The sequence below is a fragment of the Butyrivibrio sp. FCS014 genome, from assembly GCF_000526935.1.
Taxonomy (GTDB): domain Bacteria; phylum Bacillota; class Clostridia; order Lachnospirales; family Lachnospiraceae; genus Butyrivibrio.
Map to the genome: position 1 here is coordinate 65,042 of NZ_JAHA01000006.1, position 12,054 is coordinate 77,095.

Annotated in this window: 11 protein-coding genes; 7 read left to right on the forward strand and 4 right to left on the reverse strand. The window is 47.7% G+C overall.

Annotation, left to right across the window (positions count from 1 at the left end; genetic code table 11):
• The gene (locus T456_RS0104100) at positions 1-1,446 is read left to right on the forward strand and encodes a TrkH family potassium uptake protein (RefSeq protein ID WP_024865042.1); all 1,446 of its coding nucleotides are present in this window, start codon (positions 1-3) and stop codon (positions 1,444-1,446) included.
• Between the two features lie 139 nt (positions 1,447-1,585).
• On the forward strand, positions 1,586-2,158 hold the full coding sequence (locus T456_RS0104105) for a hypothetical protein (RefSeq protein ID WP_024865043.1): 573 nt from the start codon (positions 1,586-1,588) through the stop codon (positions 2,156-2,158).
• Here T456_RS0104105 and T456_RS0104110 read toward each other — a convergent pair.
• Positions 2,155-2,967, reverse strand: coding sequence for a TraX family protein (locus tag T456_RS0104110; RefSeq protein ID WP_024865044.1), 813 nt, complete (start codon positions 2,965-2,967; stop codon positions 2,155-2,157). The genes T456_RS0104105 and T456_RS0104110 overlap by 4 nt on opposite strands.
• Before the next feature lie 28 nt (positions 2,968-2,995).
• Positions 2,996-4,150 (reverse strand): DUF3048 domain-containing protein, encoded by a 1,155-nt coding sequence (locus T456_RS0104115; protein WP_051464967.1) that lies wholly within the window; start codon positions 4,148-4,150, stop codon positions 2,996-2,998.
• A 163-nt stretch (positions 4,151-4,313) separates the two neighbouring features.
• Between T456_RS0104115 and T456_RS0104120 the strand changes: the two genes are divergently transcribed.
• The 5 genes from T456_RS0104120 to T456_RS0104140 all read left to right on the forward strand — a co-directional run bounded on the left by T456_RS0104120 (position 4,314) and on the right by T456_RS0104140 (position 10,113).
• Positions 4,314-5,915 carry an MBL fold metallo-hydrolase RNA specificity domain-containing protein gene (locus T456_RS0104120; RefSeq protein ID WP_024865046.1) on the forward strand — a complete coding sequence of 534 codons (1,602 nt, stop codon included), beginning with the start codon at positions 4,314-4,316 and terminating at the stop codon, positions 5,913-5,915.
• 74 nt (positions 5,916-5,989) lie between these two features.
• Entirely contained in the window at positions 5,990-6,841 is an 852-nt protein-coding gene (thyA, locus tag T456_RS0104125) for a thymidylate synthase (protein WP_024865047.1), read from the forward strand.
• A 96-nt stretch (positions 6,842-6,937) separates the two neighbouring features.
• Positions 6,938-7,429: a dihydrofolate reductase gene (locus T456_RS0104130; RefSeq protein WP_024865048.1), complete on the forward strand. Its 492-nt coding sequence runs from the start codon at positions 6,938-6,940 to the stop codon at positions 7,427-7,429.
• Positions 7,430-7,473: 44 nt separating this feature from the next.
• Positions 7,474-8,382 carry a diacylglycerol/lipid kinase family protein gene (locus T456_RS0104135; RefSeq protein WP_024865049.1) on the forward strand — a complete coding sequence of 303 codons (909 nt, stop codon included), beginning with the start codon at positions 7,474-7,476 and terminating at the stop codon, positions 8,380-8,382.
• Between the two features lie 183 nt (positions 8,383-8,565).
• Positions 8,566-10,113, forward strand: a complete 1,548-nt coding sequence (locus tag T456_RS0104140; RefSeq protein WP_024865050.1) for a sodium:solute symporter family protein — start codon at positions 8,566-8,568, stop codon at positions 10,111-10,113.
• A gap of 201 nt (positions 10,114-10,314) precedes the next feature.
• Here T456_RS0104140 and T456_RS0104145 read toward each other — a convergent pair whose 3' ends face one another.
• Complete coding sequence (locus T456_RS0104145) at positions 10,315-10,749, reverse strand: acetolactate synthase (RefSeq protein ID WP_024865051.1); 435 nt, start codon at positions 10,747-10,749, stop codon at positions 10,315-10,317.
• The gene (locus T456_RS0104150) at positions 10,746-12,047 is read right to left on the reverse strand and encodes a phenylacetate--CoA ligase family protein (protein ID WP_024865052.1); all 1,302 of its coding nucleotides are present in this window, start codon (positions 12,045-12,047) and stop codon (positions 10,746-10,748) included. Before T456_RS0104150 ends, T456_RS0104145 begins: the two co-directional genes overlap by 4 nt.
• Positions 12,048-12,054 lie beyond the last annotated feature (7 nt).

Below are 12,054 nucleotides of genomic sequence, written 5' to 3' on the forward strand. Positions count from 1 at the left end.
ATGAATTACTCAATGGTCAGATATGTGTTATTCAGACTGCTGAGGGTTATGGGAGTACTTCTGGTGCTTCCGCTTATAGTAGCCTTGATATACAGAGAATTTGACAGTGCCTTTTCTTTTCTTGCACTGATCGCACTTTGCAGCATAGTGGGAATTATCGGCTCCCACAAGAAGCCGGAATCCAAGATCATGTTCGCCAGGGAGGGCTTTACCATAACAGCGGTAGCCTGGATCGTGATGAGTATGATCGGCGCAGTGCCCTTCGTGATCACGGGAACCATTCCCAACTACATAGACGCGCTCTTTGAGACCGTTTCAGGTTTTACCACCACAGGAGGAAGTATCTTAACTTCAGTGGACCAGATCGAGAAGAGCGTTCAGTTCTGGAGAACCTTCACCCATTGGATCGGCGGTATGGGAGTTCTTGTATTCCTTATTGCGGTTGTTCCCATGGCTGACGGCTACAGCATGCATCTTATGAGAGCGGAGAGCCCGGGACCGGTAGTTGGTAAGATCGTTCCCAAGGTAAAAGACACAGCGAAGATCCTCTACCTTATCTATGTAGCCATAACCCTTCTTGAGGTTGTGTGCCTTTGGGCTTCTGGTCTTTCATTGTACGAGGCTTTCACCATTTCCTTCTCAACAGTTGGAACCGGCGGATTTGCTGTTACCAACGAGGGAATCGGCGGATATTCCATGCTGACACAGGGCATCATCATTGTGTTCATGGCTATGTGCGGCGTTAACTTTACCGTTTACTATTTCCTGATCCACAGAAAGCCCAAAGAGGCTTTTGCAATAGATGAGGTCAAGTACTACTTTGGAACAATCCTTGTGGCATCGGCCCTTATCGGACTTAACGTGTACAGATCGGGACTTGCAGGCTCAGCCTTTAATTCCTTCCACCATGCACTGTTTGCCGTAACTTCCATTATGACCACAACAGGATTCGGAACCCTGGACTTTGATCAGTGGCCCATGTTCTCGAAGGTTCTTTTGTGCGTACTTATGACAGTGGGTGCCTGCGCAGGTTCCACCGGCGGCGGGTTCAAATTCTCAAGACTTCTTATTGTTATAAGAAATGCCCGCAATGAACTTAATTTCCTGGTTCATCCCAAGGCTGTTAAGAGAGTTTACATGGACGGTCACACTGTAGAGGGAACCACGGTTAAATCTGTGTCAGCATACCTTGGACTTTATGTGATCACTTTCATCGTATCAACGATCCTGGTTTCGCTGGACAATTTTGACTTCCCGACAACCATCACCTCTGTAATTGCCACCATGAACAACATCGGACCCGGACTTAGCATGGTTGGCCCCATGGGCAACTATTCACAGTTCTCATATTTCTCCAAGATTGTCCTGATGTTTGACATGCTGGCAGGAAGACTTGAGCTTCTTCCCATGTTCATTGTGCTTCAGCCCAAGACCTGGAGACGGTAAAAAAGGCATCTGCCCAATTCTAAAATAAATATAAACAAAAATAAAAAATATCTAAATTCCGCATTGCAAATTGTGTCAAATTTGTGATAAACTATACCTTGCTTTGTGAAAAATAGTTTATTGGATAGTGAGATTTAAGATGTTTACAAACGGAAAAAGGTTCATTATTTCTTTTGCCGCAGCAATAGTTTTGCTTATGACAGCAGCGCTGGGAATTGCCCACCATTCTTATAATATCATCGGGATGAGTGATGAATTCCTTGCAAGATCCGAGGATGTCCTCAGGGATTATTTAAATAATAAAGGTGCAGCTCATGAGGCAATAGGCTTAGGGCTTTCTGATACAAGGCTGTCTCAGCAGGTTACGGTCACAACACTTAATGGCTTTATGACAGTAGGCGGAACAGTTACCAAGTGTGAGGATGAGTTTTATCCCGGAACCTATGAAGTGAAGTTTTCCAGGAAGACCATTCTTCCTTCATCTGCAATGGTGAGTGTGAAGCTGGATGTTACTCCGGGAGATACGGTATACGTGCTCACAGGAAGCAAGGACACCGGATACAGACAGTATGCATCAGTAACAGCCGGTGAGAACGGACTTGTAGCATTTAATACCAATGTTATCAGGGATTACACCATTTCAACTACAGACATACAGGGTGCTCAGAAAGCCATGGAGACACTGTTTGTATATAATACAGTGGAGAATTAACCAAACAGGATGCACCTGAAGAAGTAAATAGCAATGATATGTACAGGGTAGAAGGCATAGAAAGCGTACTTAAGCTTTCCAAGCTTTCGCCCTCTTTTTTTGTTGTAGAGAAGAAGCAGAATGAAACCCGGAAGAGCCAGATATTCGGTTCCGAGGTTTAAGAAGAATATGTAGCCTGCAAAGATGTTAACAGGCTCATAGATCTTGAGAAGATATAAAACAGCAATAAGGAACACACCGTAGCCGTGATAGTCGGTGTGGAGCTTTTCAGCAAGGAGGATACCGGCGGTGACGGGGATGGCGCTCATGACAAAAAAGAAGGCGATATGAAGGTTCTTTTCCCGAATGAACCTTTGTATCCTGTCGCAGCACCAAATGACCATAAGGCCGATAAGGAGCGTGAAATACACGTTGCAGTGCTCGGAAAGATGTTCCTTGTTGGCGGCCATTATCTCGGGAATGCTTATGTTAAATACGTCTTCTTTGGCATAGAAGGTAATATCGAAGGGAATCTCGGAAATAAGGCCAAAAATAAACAGGCTAAGAGCGTATCTTAGCCTGCTTTTTGTATGGATAAAGCCTTCTACCAGAAGGAAGCAGAAAATAGGGAAAGAAGTCCTGCCGATCCCTCTGAGAATATTGTAAACCATCTTCATCTGATCAAAGGTAATACTGTCGGGATACATACCCTTCCTGATAACAGGGAGAAGGATCCCGGCTGTGATGTGATCTATGAGCATGGTGATACATGCGATTATCTTTAATGTATGACCGTTTATTCTCTTGAACCTGTCAATGTTTAAAGGCATACATCAACCTCTGATCCGTAAGTCGTAATTATTCGAAGATTACCTTGTCCCATGTGTCGGAGGGAATAAGGCTTATGTAGGTCTTGCCTGTGTTGATCTGGAGTTCATCGCCGTTCTCGTCGTAGAATCTTGTAACATCGGTCTCGCCGGACTTAACCCAGGTGATGTCCTTGGCTACGCCGTTGGTGATGTACCAGCCGTTGCCGGATCCGATGCAGTTGTAAATGAGATATCCGTGGTCATCAAGCTGTGCAAAAGAGCAGTTCTGAAGGATGACATTCTTGAAGCTTAAAGGCATGTCGTCCTCTGCATCCTCATGACGATCGTTGTACTCATAGTACTCATACTCGTTTGTCTCCTCGTTCATAATCAGGTGTGAACCGTTATGAGTGAAAGGAAGAACGATCTTCTTGGCTGTGTAGGATCTTGAATACTTCTGGTCGAGGAAGATCTCGTCGCCGTAATTTACAAAGTTGAAGTGGCTTCCGGCATTAGCATACTCGTTGTAGGTTGTTGAATATGCTGAGTTGCCTTCCTTGGATGAGAAGTTGGACTCAAGGTCGCCGCTTACGATGTACTCTGTGAACTCTCTTGCCTTACCGTTGTTGACACGGGAGAAGGTTCCTGAGAAATGTGATGCCCAGGGCTGTGAGAAATACTGATCGTTGTAGTAAGGGCCTCCGTCGTGACAAAGAACTGCGTTCCACTCAGCTGCAAGAAGGATATTGGTGGGACGTGTACTTCTGACACTGCCCATCTGCTCGATCTTGCCCCAATCCTTTACTATGCACATAAGTCTTGTGATACGGTCATTGGCTGTGCTGTTCATGATCTCGTATACTACATCGGCCTCAGATGTGCCGTAGTGAGGAAGCGCTGTCTTCTCGTTGTCAACCATTACTGCGATGGGGCGCTGGTCCTTGATCTCTTCGCTGATAGGCTCGCCGGTCACCTCGCTGAAGTACATTCCCTCGGGAAGAACGTAGGGCTCATCGGTGTCTTCTTCCACAGCAGGCTCCTCGGTAACCTCAACTTCAGGTGCGGACTCGATGGGCTCAAAAGATGCTGCGGGTACTGATGTCTCCTCTGCTTCAGGTGTGGAACCGCAAGCAGTTACAGACATTATTAAAGCTGCAGTAAGAATACCTGCGAAAGCTCTTTTACCATATTTTTTACCAAACATTTTCATAATCTCCTTATTTAGTTAAATCAATCCCATATATTTTACCAAATAAGCAGTGCTTTTTCCACGATAAATTCATGATATAATTAATCATAATGACGAAGTGTCTTAAGGAATCCATCCCGTGGGATGATTTCTTTGGACCATGCAGGAGGCGGTTCTTATGAAACTGATGTTTATCGGTGCCGATCACGAAGTAACCGGAAGCTGCCATTTTATCGAGGCTGCCGGCAAGAACATTCTTGTTGACTACGGTATGGAGCAGGGCAGAAACTATTTTGAGAACGTTCCGCTGCCTGTATCCGCGCCGGAAATAGACTACGTGTTCCTGACACATGCGCATGTGGACCATTCGGGAAATCTTCCGCTTTTATATTCCAAGGGATTCAGGGGCAAGATCTATGCCACGGACGCAACTGCAGATCTTTGCAGCATCATGCTCAGAGACTGTGCCCACATTCAGATGCAGGAAGCCGAGTGGAGAAACCGCAAGGGCAAAAGGAATAAGGAGATCGCAATGATGGAGCCTTCCTATACCATGGAAGACGCTGAGAATACCATCAGATGCATCGTGCCCTGCGTTTACGGAGATGAGGTTGAAGTTTGCGAGGGCATTAAGATAAGGTTTACCGACATAGGACATCTTCTTGGATCTTCCAGCATTGAGGTGTGGCTTACCGAGAAGAATGTCACCAAAAAGCTGGTGTTCTCCGGAGATATAGGCAACAAGGACCAGCCCCTTATAAAGGACCCGCAGATGACCGATTCCGCAGACTATGTTGTCATGGAATCCACTTACGGAGACAGGCTTCATTCCGAGATGCCTCCTGATTATGTAAAAGACCTGGCGGAGATCCTAAACAGAACCTTTGCCAGGGGCGGAAACGTGGTAATCCCTTCCTTTGCCGTTGGAAGAACCCAGGAGATGCTCTACTTTATAAGGAAGATCAAGAAAGAGGGACTGGTTCCCGCTTTTCCCAATTTCCCGGTATTTGTGGACAGTCCTCTGGCGGTGGAGGCCACGGAGATTTTCCAGCGCAATCAGTACGAATGCTACGATGAAGAGGCTATGGAGCTGATCAAAAAGCGAATCAATCCCATAACCTTCCCGGGACTTAACCTTACCATCACCACCGAGGAGTCGAGGGCCATCAACGAGGATCCCGAGCCCAAGGTTATTATTTCCGCATCGGGAATGTGCGAGGCGGGACGTATAAGACATCACTTAAAGCACAATCTGTGGCGCCCTGAGAGCACCATCCTTTTTGTTGGCTATCAGTCGGTTGGAACCACAGGACGTGCCATCATTGACGGAGCGGAGCAGATCAAGCTCTTTGGTGAGACCATCGATGTAAAGGCCGAGATAAGTAAGCTCGAAGGACTTTCGGGACACGCCGACAAGAACGGCCTTATCGAGTGGATCGAAGGCTTTAAGGAAAAGCCAAAGAGAGTTTTCATCGTTCACGGAGAGGACAGCGTATGTACCTCTTTTGCCCGGTGCCTTTCTGAGGAACACGGCTTTACCACCTATGCTCCCTACAGCGGGACCGAATTTGATATTATTTCGGGAACCTTCATTAAGGAAGGTGTACCGATTCCTGTCAAGAAAAAAGAATCTACACTGGTTTCCGACGTTTATGCGCGGCTTAAGGCTGCCGGAGCAAGACTTATGGGCATCATAGCCAAGTCGGAGGGTATTTCCAACAAGGACAAGGCGAAGTTCGCCGATCAGATAAATTCCCTGTGCGACAAGTGGTCGAAGTAACGGGGCCGGCCGGGGAAGCGCGAATAGAAAATTTTTGGGAATGAGTAAACACAGAAAACGCAGGAGGAGAGAGTATGGCAAGAGCAGACGAGATCTTTATTGACATGTGCCGTGACATTCTGGAAAACGGTACATCAACGGAGGGGGAGAAGGTAAGGCCTCACTGGCCGGACGGCACACCTGCCTATACCGTCAAGAAATTCGGCGTTGTGAACAGGTATGACCTCTCGAAGGAATTTCCCATCATGACCCTGAGGAAGACCGCCCTTAAGAGCGCTACCGACGAGGTATTATGGATCTACCAGAAGAAGAGCAACAATATCAACGACCTTAACAGCCACATCTGGGACGAGTGGGCAGATGAGACCGGATCCATCGGCAAGGCCTACGGTTATCAGATCGGACAAAAGAGCCTGTACAAGGAGGGAGAGTTTGACCAGATGGACAGGGTTCTTTACGACCTTAAGAACAACCCTTTCTCCCGCCGTATCATGACCAATACCTATGTATTCTCCGATCTTTCCCAGATGCATCTTTACCCCTGTGCTTATTCCGTGACCTATAATGTCACACAGAAGCCCGGGGAGGATAAGCTGACCCTCAATGCCATCCTGAATCAGAGATCCCAGGATGTTCTTGCAGCCAACAACTGGAACGTGGTTCAGTATGCGGTTCTGGTTCATATGATCGCACAGGTTTGCGATATGAATGTCGGAGAGCTGGTGCACGTCATTGCCGATGCGCACATCTATGACCGCCACATTCCTCTTATCAAGGAGCTTATTGAGAGAAAGCCTCTTCCGGCACCTAAGTTCCACCTTAATCCGGACGTAAAGGACTTCTATAAGTTCACAAGAGACGACGTATCCCTTGAGGGCTACGAGGTAGCAGGCGAGCAGATAAAAGACATACCTATTGCCATCTAAGCGATGAGAAGGCGAGAACAAGCCGCATCGCTCATATAACGCAGCAATCCGTATCGCTCCCCGGCGGAGCAAATAGTTAAATATTGGAGGATATTTATGCAGGCAATTGTAGCCGTTGACAGCAACTGGGCCATAGGAAACAAGGGACAGCTCCTTGTGAGCATCCCCGCGGACCAGAAGAATTTCAGAAACATAACCATGGGAGGAACCATTGTTTACGGAAGGAAGACTCTTGAGACCTTCCCGCAGCAGGTGGTACTTCCGAAGAGACGCAACATTATTTTATCCACGAAAAAGGACTACGAGGTAAAAAACGCAGAGGTTGCCCACAACAAAGAGGAGCTTCTGGAGCTTGTTAAGGATGAAGATCCCGACAGCGTATTCATCATCGGCGGAGCAAGTGTCTATAAGGAGTTCCTTGATGACTGCGACACCTGTATCGTGACTTTTATCGATAAAGCTTATGACGCCGACAGCTATTTTCCCAACCTGGACAAACTTCCGGAGTGGGAGATGGTGGATGAGAGCGAGGAGCAGGTATACTTCGATCTTACCTATACCTACAGGACTTACAAAAAGCGTGTATAAATCCCGGGGAAAAGACATTTTTATATCAGGCAGGATGATTGGCTATGGCAGAACAGAAGAAGGCACTTATTCTTATTAACAAAATAGCGGGAACAGGACGGGGCGCCAATGATGCGCTGGATATGGCTACAGCCCTTGCTCATGAAGGCTATGAGCCCATAATGTACCCCATAATCCCGGGCACGGATTTTTCTTCGGAAAAGATACTTGCAAAGTACGAGGGCGAGGTCGAACTTGTGCTTTGCAGCGGCGGTGACGGGACCTTAAATCATGTCATGAGTGCCTTGATGGATATGAAGAGGAAGCCGCTTCTGGCCTATATTCCCGCGGGAAGCACCAATGATTTTGCCAGGGGTATCGGGATTCCTTCCCAGAGGATAAGGGCAATCGACGTGTCCGTCCACGGCAAGCCCTACGCCTATGATGTGGGGAAGATGAACGACAGATACTTCAACTATGTGGCGGCCTTCGGGGCTTTTTCAAAGGTGAGTTATGCAACGGACCAGGAACTTAAGAATGTTCTTGGATATGCGGCATATGTTATCAGCGCCATTGCTGAACTTCCCCAGAATATCGGCTACAGCTGCCATATGAGGATTGAGTCGGAGGGCATCGATGAAGAGGGTGATTATATCTTCGGAGCTATGAGTAATTCCGCTTCCGTAGGCGGAATGAATCTTTTCGGAGATACGGATGTGCAGCAGAATGACGGCAGGATGGAGCTGCTTCTCATAAAGGCTCCCAAGAATCTGTCGGAGTTTGGAGCCATCATCACGGCGCTTGCCAACAAGGAAGCGGGTAACCCATACATTACCTTTAAACAGGTGCATTATGCCAACTTTATTTCCGATGAGGAGACCGAGTGGACCATTGACGGAGAATTCGGAGGATCAGCCAGAGAGACCAATATCACTGTTGTGAACAAAGCAATCACCATAATGACCAGGAAGTAAGAACGGGTTTTTCAGGAACTTTTCTGATGTTTATTAAATCCCCCAAAGAGGGCTGAGGAAACATCCAAAGCCACCTTTTGGGGGATTTTTAAATATTTATGCACTTTATCGCTTTAAACCGTTGACATTTGTCGGTTTAAAGTGATAAAGTATGGAAAGAACATTTTGTTGGAGGGGAAAAACATGATTATCAAGATCTTAATGCTTTTGGTATTCTTCGGTCTGATGCTGACCATCGGCTTTATCTGCCGCAAGAATTCCACTGATGTTAACGGTTTCGTTCTGGGAGGAAGATCGGTAGGTCCCTGGGTTACAGCTTTTGCCTATGGAACAAGCTATTTTTCCGCAGTTATCTTCGTTGGTTACGCCGGACAGTTCGGCTGGAAATACGGAATAGCCGCAACATGGGTCGGAATAGGAAACGCCCTTATCGGTTCGCTCCTTGCCTGGGTTATCCTGGGAAGAAGAACAAGGATCATGACTCAGCATCTTAACTCGGCGACAATGCCCCAGTTCTTTGCCTCAAGATTCGGAGGCAGATCTCTTAAGATTGCAGCATCCATCATCACTTTCATATTCCTGATACCTTATACGGCATCACTTTATAACGGTCTTTCCAGACTGTTCGGAATGGCATTCAACATCGACTATTCTATCTGCGTTATTGTAATGGCAGTCCTTACCGGAATCTATGTTATCGCAGGCGGCTATATGGCTACCGCTATCAATGATTTCATTCAGGGTATCATCATGCTGATCGGTATCTGCGCGGTTATTTTATCCGTGCTTAACAGCCAGGGCGGATTTATGGCAGCTCTTGACGGACTTGCAAGGATCAGTGATGAGAGCGTTGCTTCTACACCCGGTATCTTCGCATCTTTCTTTGGCCCGGATCCCCTTAACCTTCTTGGTGTAGTTATCCTTACATCCCTCGGAACCTGGGGACTTCCTCAGATGGTCCAGAAATTCTACGCAATAAAGAGTGAGAAAGCCATCTCCAAGGGAACCATTGTTTCAACTTTCTTTGCCTTTGTTGTTGCAGGCGGATGCTATTTCCTTGGCGGTTTTGGAAGGCTCTTTTCCGATAAGATCGATATTGCAGCCGGCGGATACGACTCCATCGTGCCTACAATGCTCTCGGGACTGCCGGATCTTCTTATTGCTGTTGTGGTTGTTCTGGTGCTGTCGGCTTCCATGTCGACCCTGTCCTCACTGGTACTTACCAGCAGTTCAACTCTTACCCTTGATCTTCTTAAGGGCCATGTTTACAAGGATATGGATGAAAAGAAACAGCTCCTTATCATGAGGGCTCTGATAGTAGTATTCGTTGCTATCTCTGTTGTCATCGCCATCATACAGTACAAGCAGAATGTGACCTTCATCGCTCAGCTCATGGGTGTATCCTGGGGTGCTCTTGCAGGAGCGTTCCTTGCACCGTTCCTGTATGGTCTTTACTGGAGAGGAACCAGCAAGGCCGGCGTATGGTGCAGCTTCGTATTCTCAACAGTTGTAATGCTTGCAAATATGCTTGTTCGTTCAAGCTTCCCCGCACTTTTACAGTCACCCATCAATGCAGGTGCTTTCTGCATGATCGCAGGCCTTGTTATCGTACCTGTGGTTTCCCTGTTTACCAGGAAGCCCGACAAGGAACTTGTGGACGGCGCATTTGCATGCTATGACAAGGAAGTTATGGTTCATCAGAGTACATCGCTTTCAGACGATACTGAGTAAGTTATCGGGTATTAAGTGGGCTGCGGGACGTTTCGCCCGTGCTCATCTTAGCCCGTTAACTCATACACTTTCCCATCCTGTTAGTATTATCCCTAAAGAGAAGCCCCTTGCCGGAACCGGCAGGGGGCTTCTTCCTGTGCTCTTATATATTGTTGTACTATTTTGGTCCCTGGGGATGGAGTCAAGGGACCATCCGGTGCGTTAGATGTTGGCGATGTCTTCCTGGGTCAGAATCTTGACGCCTTTGCCAACAAGTCTTGCTTCGGCAGCCTTGGTGTCGGCTACGCGGAAGATCATGTAGGCGCTGTTTACGCTCTTGCCTCCGGAGAAGGCGTACATGTACTCGATGTTGACGTTTTCGTTGTCGAAGGCCTCAAGGAGCTTATCAAGGCCGCCTGCCTCGTCAGGGATCTCAATTGCAAGAACGGGAGTAAGGCTTGCAACAAAGTCATGCTCCTTAAGAGTGTTGATGGCGCTGATGGCATCATCAACAATGAGTCTTGCTATGCCAAAGTCCTTGGTCTCAGCAAGGGACGTGGCTCTAAGGTCTATCTTATTCTCTGCCAGGACACCGGTCATTTTCTTGAGGGTTCCGGGCTTGTTTTCAAGAAATACGGATATCTGCTGTATGCTCATATTTTCCTCCTATCGATAACCCTGACAGCCTTGCCCTCAGATCTTGTGATGGACTTGGGTGCCAGAAGTGAAACCTTGGCCTTGATGCCCAGCATGGACTTAAGGTCAGCCTCAAGCTTCTTTTGTCTCTGCTCAACTTCACCTACGTTATCGTTGAACATCTCAGGTGTCATCTCAACCTGTACATCCAGTGTATCAGTGTTGTTTACACGGTCAACCACAATCTGGTAGTTGGCGGCATAGCCGTTGTTGAGAAGCACAGTCTCGATCTCGCTGGGGAATACGTTTACGCCGCGGATGATGAGCATGTCGTCGCTTCTTCCCATGGGTTTGGCCATTCTGATAAGGGTTCTTCCGCAGGAGCATTTTTCTCTCGATACCCTGCAGATATCTCTTGTACGATAGCGGATCATGGGGAAGGCTTCCTTATCAACCGCTGTGAATACCAGCTCGCCCTGGCTTCCCTCGGGAAGAACCTCCTCGGTCTCGGGATCGATGATCTCCACGATGAAGTGATCCTCGTTTACGTGCATGCCTCTCTGCGCTGAGCACTCAAAGGCAACACCGGGGCCGGACAGCTCTGTAAGTCCGTAGATATCAAAGGCTTTGATTCCCATGGTCTTCTCGATGGAGTGACGCATCTCCTCACTCCAGGCCTCAGCGCCAAAGATTCCTGCCTTAAGAGGAATATCGTCGGGACCGTAGCCAAGTTCCTGCATACGCTCGCCAAGATAAGCTGCGTAGCTGGGAGTACAGCAAAGGATTGTTGCCTGAAGGTCGTTGATGAACATGATCTGACGATCGGTGTTACCGGAGCTGATGGGCACTGTCATACAGCCAACCTTGTGTGATCCGCCGTTGAGTCCTGCGCCTCCGGTGAAAAGTCCGAATCCGTAGGATACCTGGCATACGTCATCCTCTGTTCCGCCTGCAGCAGTGATGGCTCTTGCGCAGCAGTCTTCCCAGAGATCTATGTCGTGCTGTGTATAGTAGGCGATGACTCTTTTGCCGGTGGTTCCTGACGTTGAATGTATGCGGACAACGTCACTCTTTGGAACACCTAAAAGTCCGTAGGGATAGCTCTCTCTAAGGTCAGCCTTAGAAAGGAAGGGAAGCTTGTGAAGGTCGTCAACCGACTTGATGTCGTCGGGAGTAACACCCTTTGCCTCCATTTTTTTGCGATAGTAGGGAACGTTGTCCCAGACGTGCTTAACCTGTTTTACCAGCTTTTCGGATTGTATCTCCCTGATCTTCTCAAGGGAGGCACACTCGATCTCCGGTTGATAATACCTCTCCATAGTTATT

Bases quoted from the DNA above. Each gene is read 5' to 3' on its own strand.
- T456_RS0104140 (WP_024865050.1), top strand. From the start codon at position 8,566: ATGATTATCAAGATCTTAATGCTTTTGGTATTCTTCGGTCTGATGCTG.
- T456_RS0104135 (WP_024865049.1), top strand. From the start codon at position 7,474: ATGGCAGAACAGAAGAAGGCACTTATTCTTATTAACAAAATAGCGGGA.
- T456_RS0104115 (WP_051464967.1), bottom strand. From the start codon at position 4,150: ATGTTTGGTAAAAAATATGGTAAAAGAGCTTTCGCAGGTATTCTTACT.
- T456_RS0104105 (WP_024865043.1), top strand. From the start codon at position 1,586: ATGTTTACAAACGGAAAAAGGTTCATTATTTCTTTTGCCGCAGCAATA.
- T456_RS0104145 (WP_024865051.1), bottom strand. From the start codon at position 10,749: ATGAGCATACAGCAGATATCCGTATTTCTTGAAAACAAGCCCGGAACC.
- T456_RS0104100 (WP_024865042.1), top strand. From the start codon at position 1: ATGAATTACTCAATGGTCAGATATGTGTTATTCAGACTGCTGAGGGTT.
- T456_RS0104110 (WP_024865044.1), bottom strand. From the start codon at position 2,967: ATGCCTTTAAACATTGACAGGTTCAAGAGAATAAACGGTCATACATTA.
- thyA (WP_024865047.1), top strand. From the start codon at position 5,990: ATGGCAAGAGCAGACGAGATCTTTATTGACATGTGCCGTGACATTCTG.
- T456_RS0104120 (WP_024865046.1), top strand. From the start codon at position 4,314: ATGAAACTGATGTTTATCGGTGCCGATCACGAAGTAACCGGAAGCTGC.
- T456_RS0104150 (WP_024865052.1), bottom strand. From the start codon at position 12,047: ATGGAGAGGTATTATCAACCGGAGATCGAGTGTGCCTCCCTTGAGAAG.
- T456_RS0104130 (WP_024865048.1), top strand. From the start codon at position 6,938: ATGCAGGCAATTGTAGCCGTTGACAGCAACTGGGCCATAGGAAACAAG.